The 14,876-nt window shown below is 72.6% G+C and carries 15 protein-coding genes; 10 read left to right on the plus strand and 5 right to left on the minus strand.

Annotated elements, in window-relative coordinates; translation table 11 throughout:
• Positions 1–5 precede the first annotated feature (5 nt).
• Complete coding sequence (locus AC0NZQ_RS20180; RefSeq protein ID WP_474531875.1) at positions 6–1,007, plus strand: inorganic phosphate transporter; 1,002 nt, start codon at positions 6–8, stop codon at positions 1,005–1,007.
• Between the two features lie 22 nt (positions 1,008–1,029).
• Here the strand turns inward: AC0NZQ_RS20180 and AC0NZQ_RS20185 are convergent, their stop codons facing one another.
• From AC0NZQ_RS20185 to AC0NZQ_RS20195, 3 genes are read right to left on the minus strand one after another with little or no spacing between them, the layout of a single operon-like run.
• Positions 1,030–1,854, minus strand: coding sequence for a 5-oxoprolinase subunit C family protein (locus tag AC0NZQ_RS20185; protein WP_474531876.1), 825 nt, complete (start codon positions 1,852–1,854; stop codon positions 1,030–1,032).
• Positions 1,851–2,474, minus strand: a complete 624-nt coding sequence (locus AC0NZQ_RS20190) for a 5-oxoprolinase subunit B family protein (protein WP_474531877.1) — start codon at positions 2,472–2,474, stop codon at positions 1,851–1,853. The genes AC0NZQ_RS20185 and AC0NZQ_RS20190 overlap by 4 nt, the downstream gene beginning before the upstream one ends.
• Complete coding sequence (locus AC0NZQ_RS20195; RefSeq protein ID WP_474532041.1) at positions 2,471–3,259, minus strand: LamB/YcsF family protein; 789 nt, start codon at positions 3,257–3,259, stop codon at positions 2,471–2,473. Before AC0NZQ_RS20195 ends, AC0NZQ_RS20190 begins: the two co-directional genes overlap by 4 nt.
• Positions 3,260–3,387: 128 nt before the next feature.
• Between AC0NZQ_RS20195 and efeU the strand changes: the two genes are divergently transcribed.
• The 9 genes from efeU (at position 3,388) to AC0NZQ_RS20240 (ending at position 13,260) form a co-directional block, all read left to right on the plus strand.
• Positions 3,388–4,977, plus strand: a complete 1,590-nt coding sequence (gene efeU / locus AC0NZQ_RS20200) for an iron uptake transporter permease EfeU (protein WP_474531878.1) — start codon at positions 3,388–3,390, stop codon at positions 4,975–4,977.
• 60 nt (positions 4,978–5,037) lie between these two features.
• Positions 5,038–6,246: an iron uptake system protein EfeO gene (gene efeO / locus AC0NZQ_RS20205; RefSeq protein ID WP_474531879.1), complete on the plus strand. Its 1,209-nt coding sequence runs from the start codon at positions 5,038–5,040 to the stop codon at positions 6,244–6,246.
• Between the two features lie 16 nt (positions 6,247–6,262).
• Positions 6,263–7,564 carry an iron uptake transporter deferrochelatase/peroxidase subunit gene (gene efeB / locus AC0NZQ_RS20210; RefSeq protein WP_474531880.1) on the plus strand — a complete coding sequence of 434 codons (1,302 nt, stop codon included), beginning with the start codon at positions 6,263–6,265 and terminating at the stop codon, positions 7,562–7,564.
• Positions 7,561–8,154, plus strand: a complete 594-nt coding sequence (locus AC0NZQ_RS20215) for a DUF998 domain-containing protein (RefSeq protein ID WP_474531882.1) — start codon at positions 7,561–7,563, stop codon at positions 8,152–8,154. Before efeB ends, AC0NZQ_RS20215 begins: the two co-directional genes overlap by 4 nt.
• Complete coding sequence (gene dxr / locus AC0NZQ_RS20220) at positions 8,151–9,350, plus strand: 1-deoxy-D-xylulose-5-phosphate reductoisomerase (protein WP_474531883.1); 1,200 nt, start codon at positions 8,151–8,153, stop codon at positions 9,348–9,350. Before AC0NZQ_RS20215 ends, dxr begins: the two co-directional genes overlap by 4 nt.
• A gap of 43 nt (positions 9,351–9,393) precedes the next feature.
• Positions 9,394–10,764 (plus strand): M50 family metallopeptidase, encoded by a 1,371-nt coding sequence (locus tag AC0NZQ_RS20225; RefSeq protein WP_474531884.1) that lies wholly within the window; start codon positions 9,394–9,396, stop codon positions 10,762–10,764.
• A 35-nt stretch (positions 10,765–10,799) separates the two neighbouring features.
• Positions 10,800–11,954 (plus strand): flavodoxin-dependent (E)-4-hydroxy-3-methylbut-2-enyl-diphosphate synthase, encoded by a 1,155-nt coding sequence (gene ispG / locus AC0NZQ_RS20230; RefSeq protein ID WP_474531886.1) that lies wholly within the window; start codon positions 10,800–10,802, stop codon positions 11,952–11,954.
• Between the two features lie 102 nt (positions 11,955–12,056).
• Complete coding sequence (locus AC0NZQ_RS20235; protein WP_474531887.1) at positions 12,057–12,263, plus strand: DUF3072 domain-containing protein; 207 nt, start codon at positions 12,057–12,059, stop codon at positions 12,261–12,263.
• A 76-nt stretch (positions 12,264–12,339) separates the two neighbouring features.
• Positions 12,340–13,260, plus strand: a complete 921-nt coding sequence (locus AC0NZQ_RS20240; protein ID WP_474531888.1) for a GNAT family N-acetyltransferase — start codon at positions 12,340–12,342, stop codon at positions 13,258–13,260.
• A gap of 63 nt (positions 13,261–13,323) precedes the next feature.
• Here AC0NZQ_RS20240 and AC0NZQ_RS20245 read toward each other — a convergent pair whose 3' ends face one another.
• Both AC0NZQ_RS20245 and AC0NZQ_RS20250 read right to left on the minus strand, forming a co-directional pair.
• On the minus strand, positions 13,324–13,764 hold the full coding sequence (locus AC0NZQ_RS20245; RefSeq protein ID WP_474531889.1) for a ferritin-like domain-containing protein: 441 nt from the start codon (positions 13,762–13,764) through the stop codon (positions 13,324–13,326).
• Positions 13,761–14,753 (minus strand): hypothetical protein, encoded by a 993-nt coding sequence (locus AC0NZQ_RS20250; protein WP_474531890.1) that lies wholly within the window; start codon positions 14,751–14,753, stop codon positions 13,761–13,763. The genes AC0NZQ_RS20245 and AC0NZQ_RS20250 overlap by 4 nt, the downstream gene beginning before the upstream one ends.
• Positions 14,754–14,876: the final 123 nt, after the last annotated feature.

The following is a 14,876-nucleotide window of genomic DNA, read 5'->3' on the forward strand; positions in this document are numbered from 1 at the left end:
CTCTCGTGAGCCAGACCGCACTGGTCGTGGTGATCATCGTCGTCGCCCTCGGCTTCGACTACACCAACGGCTTCCACGACAGCGCCAACGCCATCGCCACGTCGATCTCGACGAAGGCACTGACGCCGCGCATCGCCCTCGGCATGGCCGCGGTGATGAACGTCCTCGGTGCCCTGATCTCCGTCGAGGTGGCCAAGACCATCGGCAGCGGCATCGTCGACATCCAGGTGGGCAGATCCGGCCTGGTCATCGTGCTCGCCGCCCTGGTCGGAGCCATCGTCTGGAATCTCGGCACGTGGTACTTCGGCCTGCCCTCGTCCTCGTCCCATGCCCTCATCGGCGCGCTGCTGGGAGCCGGGCTGGCCGGGGCCGAGAGCGCGCACTGGGGCGTGCTGCTGGACAAGGTCCTCATCCCGATGGTGGCCTCGCCGCTCATCGGCTTCGGTCTGAGCTACCTGTTCATGGTGGCGCTGCTGTGGATCTTCCGGCGGGCCAACGCCGTCCGGGCCAACCGCAACTTCCGCTGGGCGCAGATCCTCTCGGCGGCCACGATGTCCTTCGGCCACGGCACCCAGGACGCGCAGAAGACGATGGGCGTCATCTTCCTGACGCTGGTCATCCACGGCGATCTGAACAAGAACGACGACATCCCGTTCTGGGTCATCGTCTCCTCCGCGCTGGCGATCTCGGCCGGCACGGCCTCCGGTGGCTGGCGCATCATGCGCACGCTGGGCCGGCGCATCATCTCCCTCACCCCGGTGAGCGGGTTCGCCTCGCAGACGGTCGCCAGCGGCGTCATGCTCGCCACCGCGCACTACGGACTACCGGTGTCGACCACCCACGTCATCTCCACCTCGATCATGGGTGTCGGGGCCACGCGCCGCTTCTCGGCGGTGCGCTGGGGTGTCGCCGGCAACATCGTCGTGGCGTGGGTGCTCACCATCCCCGCGGCCGCCGCGGTCGCCGCGGTCGTCTACTACGCCCTGCACCCGCTGCTCGGCTCCTGAGCCACACCCGACGCGGGGGACCTCACCGCAGCGTGAAGCGGACCGGGTCGCCCGGCCGGAGCTGTGCGACGGCGCCGAGGTCGGCCACCACTCCGACGACCGGGTAGCCGCCGGTGACCGGCGCGTCCGGCCCGAAGATCAGCGGCCGGCCGTCGTGCGGCACCTGCACCGCCCCCGGCAGGACCGGCTCGCTCGGCAGCTCGCCGGCGCGGGCCCGTTGCAGTGACGGTCCGTCGAGCCGGACGCCGATGCGATCGCTCTCGCCGCGGACGCGCCAGGTCGTGGCGAGCAGCCTCTGGATCCCCGCCGGGGTGAACCAGTCGTCGCGAGGTCCGAGGCGGAGCCGGAGCGCCGCCGGCCGGGCCGGACAGGCGACGAGCGCGCCGCTGACGTCGCCGGAGACGGCGGTGCCGACGGCGACGCGGTCACCCGCCCGCAGCGGCGGCGGGCCGAGGCCGCCCAGGGTGTCGGTGGCAGCCGAGCCGAGTACGCGCGCGGCCGTCACCCCGCCGCGCACGGCAAGGTAACTCCGCAGGCCGGTGGACGGGACGCCGAGCCGGAGCTCGCCGCCGGCCGGCAAGGTGACGGCGACACCCGGGTCGATGCCGGGACACGGCGCTCCGGTCAGCGCCACCGTGACCGCCCGGTCACTGCGCAGGTGCAGTCCGCCGAGGGTGATCTCCAGCCCGGCGGCGTCCGCCCGGTTGCCGACGAGTCGGTTCGCCGCCCGCAGCGCGGCGAGGTCGAAGGCGCCGGAGCGGGCCACGCCGAGGTGGGCCCAGCCCGCGCGCCCAACGTCCTGGACGAGGGTCGACGGGCCGGCGGAGAGGAGATCGAGCAGCGTCATGCCGGTCGGAACCGCACCGTCGTGCCCGGCGCGAGCAGGGCCGGCGGGTCCCGGTCGGCGTCCCAGAGCACCGCGGCACAGTGGCCGAGCAGGCGCCAGCCGCCGGGGGAGGGGCGGGGGTAGACGCCGGTGAACTCACTGGCGATGCCGACGGCACCGGCGGGCACCCGGGTGCGTGGCTCGGCCAGCCGTGCGGCATGCAGCGCCGGGTCCAGGCCGGTGAGGTATGCGAAGCCCGGGGCGAAGCCGCAGAAGGCGGAGGTGTAGACCCCCGCGGCGTGGGCCCGGACCAACCCGTCGGGTGCGAGGCCGAGGTCCGCTGCGGTGGCGGCGAGGTCGGGCCCGTCGTAGACGACGTCCAACACCACCTCCGTCGCGGCGAGGCTCGCCGACGCGTCGACGGGGTCGAGCCCCTGCAGGGCCGCCACCACGCCGGCGAGTGTGCCGGGATCGGCACAGACCAGCACGGTGCCGGCCGCCGGGACCACGTCGCGCAGCCCGGTGGGGGCCGCGCCCCGTACCGCCGCCGCGTAGGCCAACGGCCGGTCGGTCTCGACGAGGACGGCCGCCTCGCCGTAGGGGAGCACGCGGGTGCCGGCGGCCGCCTCCGGGGTGGTCATCGCCGGACGGCTCCGGGCGGCGGCGCGAACGGCGCGAGGGTGACGCCGGCGTCGGTCAGCGCGGCGCGCACCGCCCGCGCCAGCGCGACGGCTCCGGGCGTGTCGCCGTGCAGGCAGAGCGAGCGCGCCGCGACGTCGAGAGATGTGCCGTCGGTCGCCGTCACGTGACCGTGCCGGGCGAGGCCGAGTGCCCGCCGGACCACCGACGCCGCGTCGGTGATCACCGCGTCGGCCTGCCGGCGACCGACGAGACGACCCTGCGCCGTGTAACCGCGATCGGCGAAGGCCTCGCCGACGAAAGGCAACCCGGCCTCGGCGGCGGCCGCCGCCAGAGCGCTGCCCGGCAGCCCGAGCAGCGGCAGGTCACGGTCGTAGGCCGCGACAGCGGCAGCCACCGCCCGGGCCTGCTCGGGATCGTCGGCGGCGGTGTTGTACAGCGCACCGTGGGGCTTGACGTAGGTGACGGCGCTGCCGCTGCTGCGCGCGATGCCGTCGAGGGCGGCCAACTGGTACAGCACGTCCGCGGTGAGCTCGTCGGGAGCCACGTCCATGCGCCGCCGCCCGAATCCGGCGAGGTCGCGGTACGAGACCTGGGCCCCGATCGCGACGCCGCGTGCGGCGGCACCGGCGCAGACCCGGCGCAGCGTGAGCGGGTCCCCGGCGTGGAAGCCGCAGGCGACGTTCGCGCTGGTGACGAGGTCGAGCAGCGCCTCGTCGTCGCCGAGGCGCCAGACGCCGAACCCCTCACCGAGGTCGGCGTTGAGGTCCAGCACGAGATCCGGCACGAGGTCCCCGCCGGCACCCTGCGAAATCACCAAGTCACCGTAGCGACTGCGGCTTGCGGAGACGCCCGTCCTCTCGGTTAGTCTGCGAAGGCCTGCCTTACCTAAGTGTCAGTGAGGAAGTCGAGCGCATGCTCCCCAGTTTCGTGATCGGCCTGCGCGAAGGCCTCGAGGCCGCGCTCATCGTCGGCATCATCGCCGCCTTCCTGCGCAAGCAGGGCCGTCGCGACCTGCTCCGCTGGGTGATGCTCGGCGTGGGACTGGCCATCGTCCTCTGCCTCGCCGCCGGGATCGCGCTGCGGCTCTACTCGCAGAACCTGCCGCAGCGGCAGCAGGAGGGGCTCGAGACCGTCATCGCGGTCCTCGCCGTCGGCATGGTGACCTACATGGTCGTCTGGATGCGCCGGAACTCGCGCAACCTCAAGGGCCAGCTCGAGGGGCTCGCCGGGGACGCCATGGGTGGCGCCGGCAACGTCGGCCGGGCCATGGTGCTGATGGCGTTCCTGGCCGTCATCCGCGAGGGACTCGAGACCGTCGTCTTCCTGCTCGCCGCCTTCAACGAGACCTCCGCCGGGGCCAGCGCCGGTGTCGGGGCCGTCCTCGGCATCGCCATCGCGGTGGGCCTGGGCTACGGCATCTACCGCGGCGGCGTGCGCCTGAACCTCTCCAAGTTCTTCCGCGTCACCGGCTTCGTCCTCGTCCTGGTCGCTGCCGGCCTCGTCGTCAACGCCTTCCACACCGCCCACGAGGCGGGCTGGCTGGACATCGGGCAGTCGCGGGTCGTGGACCTCACCTGGCTGGTCGAACCCGGCACGGTCCAGGCGTCGCTGCTCACCGGCATGCTCGGCCTGCAGCCGCGTCCGGTGCTCGTCGAGGTCCTGGCCTGGCTCGCCTACCTCGTCCCCGTCGGCATCTATGTCGTCTGGCCACCCGGCCGCGCGGTCCCGACGAGGGCCGTCGTCCGGGGCGGGATCGCTGTCGGTGTCGTCGCGGCGCTGGCGGCGCTGGTGCTGCCGTTGCTCGCGCCCGACGCGCCGCCGGCTGACCCGATCACGCAGGCCGGCCGGGTGAGTGCCCGGGTCGTCGAGCGCGACGCGCAGCTCGCCACGGTCAGTACGCAGCGGCAGGAGCCGGTCGCCGGGACGACGGCCGAGACCGTCGCGTTGCGCCTCGAGGCGACCGACGGGGGCCGCAACCCCACCGACATCCCCGCGACGCGCTACGTCACGACCATGCCCGGCACGGCCGCAGCCGGTCGCCCCACCGCCCTGAGCCCGGCTACGGTGGCGGCCCTCAACGGCGGCCGGGTGCCGGTGGGCATCCAGACCCGCGGCGGGACGATCCCCCTCAGCTACGACGCGCAGATCACCGTCACCGCCTGGCTGGACAACCGCACCTCGCGCGTGCTGGACCTCACCTGGCGCGAGGTCGTCACGGCCACGGCCGGCACCCCCAGCAACAACGCCGCCCTCGCCCGCCCCGTGGCGACGGCGACGCGCTCGCTGCCGGCCGGGGTCGTCGCGGCGGCCGAACGCGCCGCCCGCAGCGATCACGACGCCCTGGACCGGCGTGCGCTGCTGCGCACTGTGGCGGGCTGGAGCATCGCGGTCGCCATCCTGGCGCTGCTTGTCGTGATCGGCTTCGCGCTGCGCGGCCGGACGCGTCGTCCGGTCCCGGCGGCCGTCCCGGCACGGACCGCGCCGGACCTGGTCCGACGGTAGGAATCAGTTAGGTTAGGCTCACCTCGCCTCAGTGGACCGAGCCGCACGGAGAAGACGACGATGACCCTCACCGCCCGCCCCCGCACCGCCGGGATCACCCTCGCGTTCGGCGCCGCCGTCGCGGTGTCGCTGACCGCCTGCTCGTCCTCCGGCGACACCGGCTCGAACGGCAGCTCGAACGGCACCTCGTCGGCCACGCAGGCCTCGGGCACGTCGAAGGTCACCAACGTCGTGGTGACCCAGGCCAAGGGCTGCGTCGCCGACCACACCACGCTGGCGGCCGGGGCTGTCACGGTCAACGTCAAGAACCAGGACGCCGCCGCCGTCAGCGAGGTCGAGATCCTCGCCGGTGAGCGCATCGTGGGGGAGAAGGAGAACCTGCCGCCGGGCTTCAGCGGCAATTTCACCGTCGAGCTCACTGCCGGCACCTACCAGCTGTACTGCCCCGGCGCGACGCCGGAGAAGCGCCCGCTCACCGTCACCGGCAAGGCCGCCGGCGGCGGTGACACCACCGTGGCCGGGCTGCTCGCGCAGGGCACCAAGGGCTACGCCAACTACGTCAACACCCAGGTGTCGGCGCTGGTCACGGCCGTCGCGAAGTTCAACACGGCGCTGCACGGCACGGATCTCGCTGCGGCGCAGCAGGCCTACATGGCGGCTCGGCCCTTCTACGAGCGCATCGAGCCGGTCGCCGAGTCCTTCGTCATCGGCAAGGACTCGATCGACGCCGACATCGACATCCGCGAGGGCGACGTCCCGGCCTCGCAGTGGCGCGGCTTCCACCGCATCGAGAAGTCGCTGTTTCAGCAGAAGAGCCTCAAGGGGATGGGCGACTACGGCGACAAGCTCGTCGCCGACATCAAGCGCCTGCAGGGACTCACCGCCAAGCTCACCTACAAGCCGACCGAGCTCGCCAACGGCGCGCAGGGGCTGCTCGACGAGGTCGCGGCCAGCAAGATCACCGGCGAGGAGGAGCGCTACTCGCGCGTCGACCTGCTCGACTTCGCCGCCAACGTCGAGGGCGCCGAGCAGGCCTTCGCCCAGCTGCAGCCGGCCCTCGACACCATCGACAAGACGCTGAGCACCACGATCCAGAGCCGCTTCGCCACCCTGAGCGCACTGCTGGACAAGTACAAGACCACGGCGAACCCGTCCGGCTACAAGCTCTACAACCAGCTCACCGCCGCGGACAAGCGCGGCTTCGCCGCCGCCGTGAAGAACGTGCAGGAGCCGCTGTCCAAGGTCTCGAGCAAGGTGGCGAACGCCTGATCATGAGCACGACGTCATGAGGCAATCGGCAATCGGCGGCGACGACGGGCGTCGCGGACCCAACCGGCGTCGCTTCCTGGGGACCGCCCTCGGCACCGCTGGCGTCGTCGCCGCGGGCGGTGCCGGCTTCGGCATCGCCCGCGCCACCGAGGCCGGCGCCGCGCCCGGTGGCGACGGCGGCTCCGGCAGCACGGGCGCCTCGGCCGGGTACGTGCCGTTCTTCGGCAAGCACCAGGCCGGCATCGCCACCCCCGCGCAGGATCGCCTCGCCTTCGCCGCCTTCGATGTCACCGCGACCGACGCGCAGAGCCTGCAGGTCATGCTCGGCACGTGGGCAGCCGCGGCCAGCCAGCTGACCAAGGGTCTGCAGGTGGGGGCCGTCGAGGTCTCCCCGGAGCGTCCGCCGATCGACACCGGCGAGGCACTGGGGCTGTCCGGATCGAACCTCACCATCACCGTCGGCTTCGGGCCGTCGCTGTTCGACGAGCGTTTCGGGCTGGCCGACAAGCGCCCGGCCGCCCTCGTCGACCTCCCGGCGCTGCCCGGTGACACGCTGCAGGCGAGCCGCAGCGGTGGCGACCTCTGCGTGCAGGCCTGCGCCGACGACCCGCAGGTCGCCTTCCACGTCATCCGCAACTTCGCCCGGCTGGCCCGCGGTACCGCCGTCATGCGGTGGTCCCAGCTCGGCTTCGGCCGGACCTCGTCAACCTCGAAGGCCCAGGACACGCCGCGCAACCTCATGGGCTTCAAGGACGGCACCAACAACGTCAAGGACGAGGACCTCGACCAGATGGATCGCTTCGTCTGGGTCGGTGAGGAGACCGACCAGCCGTGGCTCGAGGGCGGCAGCTACCTGGTGGCGCGTCGCATCCGGATGCTGATCGAGTCCTGGGACACCGACTTCCTGGCCGACCAGGAGAAGGTCTTCGGCCGGACCAAGAATTCCGGGGCCCCGCTGACCGGCAAGCACGAGTTCGACACCGTCGAGCTGGCGGCGAAGCGGAACGGGCAGCTCGTCATCGACGCCAACGCCCACATCCGGCTCGCCGCGCCAGCCTCCAACGACGGGCAGATGCTGCTGCGTCGGGGCTACAGCTACACCGACGGCATCGATCCGGAGACCGGTCTGCTGGACGCCGGGCTCTTCTTCATCGCCTTCCAGAAGGACCCGCGCAAGCAGTTCATCCCGATCCAGCGGCGGCTCGGGAGCTCGGACCTGCTCAACGAGTACATCCGGCACACCGGCAGCGGCCTCTGGGCCTGCCCGCCCGGTCTGAGCGGGCCGGGCGACTGGTGGGGCAAGTCGCTGTTCGCATGAGCCGGACGGCCGCGGCGCGTCCGCCGTGGTGGGCGGTGCTGTCGTCGCTCGCGGCGCCGGTCGTCCTCATCGGCGGGTGGACGCTGGCGCAGGCACTGCGCACCGACGACTTCAGCGCTGTCCGCAACACGATCAGCGATCTGGCCGCCACGGGCGCACCCCACCGCTGGGTGATGACCACTGCGCTGATCCTGCTCGGCCTCGCCTACCTGGTGACGGCGGCGGGACTGACCGCGCTGCGACCGGCCAGCCGCGGCGTGCTCGCGCTGGCGGGAGTCACGACGCTCCTGGTGGCGGCGTTCCCGACTCACGCCGGTGGCTCGACCCTGCACGGCTGGTCGGCGAGCGCGACGTTCCTGCTGCTCGCGCTGTGGCCGGCCACCACGGCCCGCCGTGGCTGGTCGTGGGCGGTGCGACCCGAGGTGGCGCTCGCCGTCACGGCGCTGTCGATCGTGCTGCTGACGATGTTCTACGCGCGGGTCGACGGCGGGGTCGGCGGCCTCTGGGAACGCCTCGTCGCCGCGCAGCAGGCCCTTTGGCCGCCGGTGGTGGTCCTGGCACTGCGGGCCGGTGCGAGGATGCGGGGGTGAGTCCCCGTGAGGTCGTCCTGCTGGGTTCGACCGGCTCGATCGGCACGCAGACGATCGACATCGCCGCGCTGGCTCCCGACCGGGTCCGCATCGTCGCGATCGCGGCGGGCGGGTCGGACGTGGCCGCGCTGGCCCGGCAGGCCGCGAGGCTGCGGGTCGCTGCGGTCGGCATCGCCCGCGCCGACGCCGTCGACGCGTTGCGCGAGCAGCTGGACGCCGTCTGGCCCGGCGACGTGCCGTCGCCCTCGCTGCACGTCGGTCCCGAGGCCACCGCCGAGCTGGCCGCCCGGCCCTGCCACACCGTGCTCAACGCCGTCGCCGGCGCGCAGGGGCTGCGTGCCACCCTCGCCGCGCTGTCGGCCGGTCACGTCGTCGCGCTGGCCAACAAAGAGTCGCTCATCGCCGGCGGTCCGCTCGTGACCCGGCTCGCCGGTGAGGGCCAGCTGGTCCCGGTGGACTCCGAGCACTCCGCCCTTGCGCAGTGCCTGCGGGCCGGCCGCGCGGCGGAGGTCCGGCGGCTGCTGGTGACGGCCAGTGGAGGTCCGTTCCGGGGCCGGTCCCGCGCCGAGCTGGCGGACGTCACGCCGCAGCAGGCCCTGGCCCACCCCACCTGGGACATGGGTCGCCTGGTCACCACCAACTCGGCCACGCTGGTCAACAAGGGCCTGGAGATCATCGAGGCGCACCTGCTCTTCGACGTCCCGTATGACCGGATCGAGGCCGTCGTCCACCCGCAGTCGGTCGTGCACTCGATGGTCGAGTTCGACGACGGCTCGACGCTGGCGCAGGCCTCGCCGCCGGACATGCGGCTGCCCATCGCCCTCGCGCTCGGCTGGCCCGATCGCATTGCCGGCGCCGCTGCGCCCGTCGACTGGACCACCGCGCAGAGCTGGACCTTCGAACCGCTCGACGAGGTCGCCTTCCCCGCCGTGGCCCTGGCCAAGCGAGCCGGTGCCGTCGGGGGCTGCGCCCCGGCCGTCTACAACGCCGCCAACGAGTTTCTGGTGGCGGCCTTCCACGACGGCGGCATCGGCTTCCTTCAGATCGTGGACACCATCGCCGATGTAGTCGACGAGTGGCTGAGCGAACGCCACGACGCCGTGGGTGATCCCGGTACCGTGGCTGACGTCGAAGAGGCAGAACAGTGGGCCCGTGGCCGCGCGCAGGCGCTGGTGGCGGGCCGGCGACCGGACTGACCGCACGGGACGTCCGACGCACGAAGGGAAACCGAGGCCCGACATGCCGTCATGGCTGCTCTACACGCTGGGCGTGCTCGTCTTCGCCTTCGGGCTGCTGCTCTCCATCGCGCTGCACGAGATCGGGCACATGGTGCCGGCCAAGAAGTTCGGCGTGAAGGTGACGCAGTACATGGTCGGCTTCGGTCCGACGATGTTCTCGCGGAAGCGGGGCGACACCGAGTACGGCCTGAAGTGGATCCCGCTCGGCGGTTACATCCGCATGATCGGCATGGTCCCGCCGCGGGCCGACGGCAAGCGCTCACGCTGGCCCCGGCGCCTGGCGAGCGCCGTCGAGGACTTCCGCCAGGTCAGCCGCTCCGAGGTCACCCCCGGCGACGAGGACCGCCAGTTCTACCGGCTCACCCCCGGCAAGAAGATGATCGTCATGGTGGGCGGGCCGTCGATGAACCTGCTCATCTACCTGGTGCTCACCGTCATCATCCTCACCACTATCGGCATCTCCAAGGAGCGGCCGCCGACGCTCACCATCAACGCCATCACCAAGTGCGTCGTCTCGGCGAACGCGACGAACGTCGACCCGAACAAGTGCCCCGCCGGGTCGCAGGCGCCCGCCTACAAGGTGCTGCAGCCCGGCGACAAGGTGCTCGCCGTGGACGGCGCCCGGGTGACGAGCTGGGACGCCTTCGTGGCTCGCATCGAGCCGGCCGCCGACCGCAGGCTGACGCTCACCGTCGAGCGGGACGGTGCCACCAGGCAGCTGGCCATCACCCCGGTGCGCAACGTCAAGCGCGTCGCCGACGGCTCGGGCGGCACCAAGCTGGCGACCACCGGCTACCTGGGTGTCGAGCCGGTCATCCCGCGCTACTACGACACGCTGTCGCTGACCGAGGTGCCGGGCGAGATCGGCAGCCAGATCAAGCAGGGCCTCGACGCCCTGGCCAGCTACCCGCACAAGATCTCGAATCTCTTCGGCACCGTCTTCCAGGGTGAGAAGCGCGATCCCACCGGCGCTGTCGGTGTCGTCGGCATCGGCCGTATCAGCGGCGAGCTCGCCGAGACGCACGAGATCACCACCAAGGACAAGATCGTCTCGCTGCTCGGCCTGCTGGCCAGCGTCAACCTGCTGCTGTTCTTCTTCAACCTGCTGCCGCTGCTACCCCTGGACGGCGGACACGTCGCCGGCGCGATCGTGGAGGCGATCCGCCGCGGCTGGGCCCGGCTGCGGTCCCGGTCGGCCCCGCCGGTCTTCGGCGCCGACGGACAACGCGTCACGCCGGTGCGCGAACAGATCTACGTCGACACCGCCTCGATGCTGCCGGTGATCTACGGCATCGCCTCGATCCTGATCGTCCTCACGCTGCTCACGCTCTACGCCGACATCGTGAGTCCGATCGAACTCTTCGGCTCCTGACCGCCGGCATCCTGCGAAGGGGATAATTAACAGACGTGACCACCAATCTCGGCATGCCCACCGCCCCGCCGCCGGTTCTCGCACCCCGCCGAAAGTCCCGCCAGATCCGGGTCGGCTCGGTGGCCGTCGGGGGCGACGCCCCCGTGTCGGTGCAGTCCATGACCACGACCCTGACGGCCGACGTCAACGCCACGCTGCAGCAGATCGCCGAGCTCACCGCCGCCGGCTGCGACATCGTTCGGGTCGCCTGCCCGTCGGCCGACGACGCCGAGGCGCTGCCGGCAATCGCCGCGAAGTCGCAGATCCCGGTGATCGCGGACATCCACTTCCAGCCCAAGTACGTCTTCGCCGCCATCGACGCCGGCTGCGCGGCCGTCCGGGTCAATCCCGGCAACATCAAGGCCTTCGACGACAAGGTGGGCGAGATCGCCAAGGCCGCCGCCGACGCCGGCGTCTCGCTGCGGATCGGCGTCAATGCCGGATCCCTGGACAAGCGACTGCTCGCCAAGTACGGCAAGGCGACGCCCGAGGCGCTGGTGGAGTCAGCGCTGAACGAGGCGGCGCTCTTCGAGGAACACGACTTCCGGGACTTCAAGATCTCGGTCAAGCACAACGACCCGGTGGTGATGGTCCGCGCCTACGAGCTGCTCGCGCAGGCCTGCGACTACCCGCTGCACCTCGGTGTCACCGAGGCCGGCCCGGCCTTCCAGGGGACCATCAAGTCCTCGGTGGCCTTCGGTGCGCTGCTGAGCCAGGGCATCGGCGACACCATCCGCGTCTCCCTCTCGGCGCCGCCGGTCGAGGAGGTCAAGGTCGGCCTCGCCATCCTGGAGTCGCTTAACCTGCGGCAGCGCCGTCTCGAGATCGTCTCCTGCCCGTCCTGCGGTCGCGCGCAGGTCGACGTCTACACGCTCGCCGACAAGGTCACGGCCGGCCTCGAAGGCATCGAGGTGCCGCTTCGGGTCGCGGTCATGGGCTGCGTCGTCAACGGTCCGGGCGAGGCCCGCGAGGCCGATCTCGGTGTCGCCTCCGGCAACGGCAAGGGGCAGATCTTCGTCAAGGGTGAGGTCGTCAAGACCGTCCCGGAATCCCAGATCGTCGAGACCCTCATCGAGGAGGCGCTCCGAATGGCCGAGGAGATGGGCGCCGCTGGCGTCGCCTCCGGTGAGCCCAGCGTCTCCGTCACCTGACTCCCCGGGGACGACTCGGGATTCGGGCCGCCTTCCACCGGTTAGGGACGACGGCAACGGGGCAGGCTCCGTTCGAACACCGAATTCGAACGAGGAGGCACCATGGCCGACCAGGACGACGCCACGCCGCAGGCGGAGAAGCCGACCGAGGAGTGGGTGACCGGCGACGAGCCGATGACCGGACCGCAGCGTTCCTACCTGCACACGCTGGCGCAGGAGGCGGGGGAGGAGGTCAAGGACGACCTCACCAAGGCCGAGGCCAGTGAGGAGATCGAGCGTCTGCAGAACTCCACCGGCAGGGGCGCCTGAGTACCAGGCGGTCGGCACCGTGAGTGGTGGCTGAGCATGCCGCAGCCGCCCCCGGACGTGCCGTAGCGTCCTCGATGTGAGCTCACTGCTACGTCGACCGTCTCGGACGGCGGCTGCGGCGACCGGCGCCGACAGCCCGCCAGCCCGACCGGCGCGGACCGTGGGCATGCTCGCCGACACCCAGCGTCACGAGCTGCGCCGCCTGGTGGAGCAGGACCCGATCGTCAACGTCGTGCTTGCCCACCGGCTGGACGCGGTGACGTCACTGTCGCCGCGACGTCTCGGCGGCACCGTCCTCGGCATCAGGGACGACCAGGATCGTCTGGCCGCAGCCGCCTTCCACGGCGGCAACCTGCTCCCCGTCGCCGGGGACGCCGAGGCGTGGCAGTTGCTGGGTCGGCGCCTCTCGGCCGAGGCGCGGGTCTGCAGTTCGATCGTCGGCCCCCGCGACAGCGTGGCCGGGCTCTGGGCCGAGCTGCGGCACTCCTGGGAGGAGCCGCGGGTCGTGCGCGAACGGCAGCCGCTGCTGGTCCTGGACGCGGCGGCCGCCCCGACCGAGGTGGACGCCGGTGTCCGCCCGGTGCTCGCCGCCGAGCTGGACGCGTACCTGCCGGCCGCGGCAGCCATGTTCACCGAGGAGCTCGGCGTCTCTCCCTTCCGGGCGGGCGGCCACAGCGGCGAGTACCGCCGCCGGCTCGGCGGTCTCATCCGGGAGCAGCGCGCCTTCGCCCGGTTCGACCTCGACGGCAAGGTCGTCTTCAAGGCCGACATCGGCGCGATCTCGCGACACACCTGCCAGGTGCAGGGCGTCTGGATCAGGCCGGATCTGCGCGGCCGCGGTCTCGCCGCCCCCGCTCTGGCGGCCGTCTTCGCGCACGCTTTCACCCTCGCGCCGACGGTGAGCCTCTACGTGAACGACTTCAACACGCCTGCTCGCCGGCTCTACGACCGGCTCGGCATGCGTGAGGTGGGCACGCTGAGCACCATCCTCTTCTGACCCGCCCGCCGATCGGGGAGCGGTAGTCCCGCCAGGCGGGATCGGCGCTCCCGGATCGCGCCGTCAGATGCCGGGGAACGGGGTGGTGGCGCGGTCGGGGTCGATCACCGCACGCCAGCGCACCGAGCGGACCGCCGCTGCAGTGAGACGGCGCTGCGCCTCGGACCTCACCGACCGTGCCGCGGCGCCAGACGCGGCGGCGGCATACACGGCGCGCCAGGCAGCGGCGGTGGTGTCCTCCAGCCGGCGGGCGACGGTCCGGGCCGCGGCGGCGTCGGCGACAGGAAAGAGATCGGGGTAGTCGGGTCGTGGCCCCACCGGGGTCACCCCGCGCCGGGCCAGCAGCGTCTCGGTCTCGTCGCGGATGCTCTCGTGGGCGGCGTAGTCGGACGCTGCCCGGTCGCGATCGGTCCCGCTCAGGCGCGGTCCGAGCAGCGCGTAGCCGAAGACGGCCCGGTGCTCGGCGGCGAGGGCGGCCTGCAGGTTGTCGGTCACGGCGTTCACGACAGCAGCTCCGCGTGACCGGCTTCGCAGGCCGAGATGCTCGCGAGCAGGGTGGCCAGTCGGCCGGAGAGGGCGGCCGCATGCGACGCCGCCGCGGTCGCCGCGCGCTGCTCCGCCGCCTGCAGCTGCGCCAGCGTTCGGGGTGTGCCGCCGGCGAACGAGCGTGTCGCCGGGGCCGAAGTCACGCCGCTCTGCTGCTGCCGCGGCGAGTCGTAGCGCGAGACGAGGGCGGTCAGCGCCGTGAGGTGTGCGGCGTGGTCGGCGCGTACCTGGGTGAGCCTCGATCGGACCTGCTCGTCGCCGCCGGTCGTCGCGTCCAGGTCGGCGAGCAGCGCCCGTTCGGCCGCCACCGCCGCCAGCAGCGCAGCCGGGGCAGGGTTGCGGTCCGGCCGGGAAGGGGAGCGGACGACGGCTGCGGCCACGCCCGCGCCACCGGCGACCAGGACGGCGGCGGCGCCACCCAGGAACCAGCGTCGGGGATGCCTGCCGCGCTCGGCCTCGGGGGCGGCATGGCGCGGTCCGGAGGTCTCGCCGACGGCCGGGTCCGTGGGGTCAGCCGGGTCTGTCGGGCCGGTCGGGCCGGTCGGGGTGACCGGGAGCGGCGCGGTCGTCTCGACCGCCGACTCCCCCGGATGGTGCCCCGACGGCTTTCCTGCCGTCCCTGTCGGCGGGTCGGTCGGCGGGTCGGTCGCCGTCCCGGTCGCCGTCCCGGTCGCCGTCCCGGTCGCCGTCCCGGTCGGCGTCCCGGTCGGCGTCCCGGTCGGCGTCCCGGTCGGCGGGTCGGGCGTCGGGTCGGGCGTCGGGTCGGGCGTCGGGTCGGGCGTCGGGTCGGGCGCCGTCCCGGTCGGCGGGTCGGTCGGCGGGTCAGGCGGCACCGCAGCCGCTGCCGGCGAGTCGGGCGAGTCCGGTGCAACCGGGGGAGCGGGCCGAGGCCGGGGCGGGCGCTCGTCGTCGCGCGGCGCGTCCGTCTCACCCGTGGCCTCACCCATGACCAGCCAATCCTGGCAGACGCCCGAGCCGGTGCCGCTCGGGTCGGCGGGGGTGTCTCGCGCCGCTCCGATTGCCGATAAACTTCCCCGGCACTGCACAACAGGCCCGGTTCCCGCCGGCCG

Source organism: Jatrophihabitans sp. sgz311053 (assembly GCF_056135305.1).

Excerpts from the sequence above, each read along its gene's own strand:
- AC0NZQ_RS20185 (WP_474531876.1), bottom strand. The coding sequence starts at position 1,854 with ATGACGCTGCTCGATCTCCTCTCCGCCGGCCCGTCGACCCTCGTCCAG.
- AC0NZQ_RS20190 (WP_474531877.1), bottom strand. The coding sequence starts at position 2,474 with ATGACCACCCCGGAGGCGGCCGCCGGCACCCGCGTGCTCCCCTACGGC.
- efeU (WP_474531878.1), top strand. The coding sequence starts at position 3,388 with ATGCTCCCCAGTTTCGTGATCGGCCTGCGCGAAGGCCTCGAGGCCGCG.
- efeO (WP_474531879.1), top strand. The coding sequence starts at position 5,038 with ATGACCCTCACCGCCCGCCCCCGCACCGCCGGGATCACCCTCGCGTTC.
- efeB (WP_474531880.1), top strand. The coding sequence starts at position 6,263 with ATGAGGCAATCGGCAATCGGCGGCGACGACGGGCGTCGCGGACCCAAC.
- AC0NZQ_RS20215 (WP_474531882.1), top strand. The coding sequence starts at position 7,561 with ATGAGCCGGACGGCCGCGGCGCGTCCGCCGTGGTGGGCGGTGCTGTCG.
- AC0NZQ_RS20225 (WP_474531884.1), top strand. The coding sequence starts at position 9,394 with ATGCCGTCATGGCTGCTCTACACGCTGGGCGTGCTCGTCTTCGCCTTC.
- AC0NZQ_RS20235 (WP_474531887.1), top strand. The coding sequence starts at position 12,057 with ATGGCCGACCAGGACGACGCCACGCCGCAGGCGGAGAAGCCGACCGAG.
- AC0NZQ_RS20250 (WP_474531890.1), bottom strand. The coding sequence starts at position 14,753 with ATGGGTGAGGCCACGGGTGAGACGGACGCGCCGCGCGACGACGAGCGC.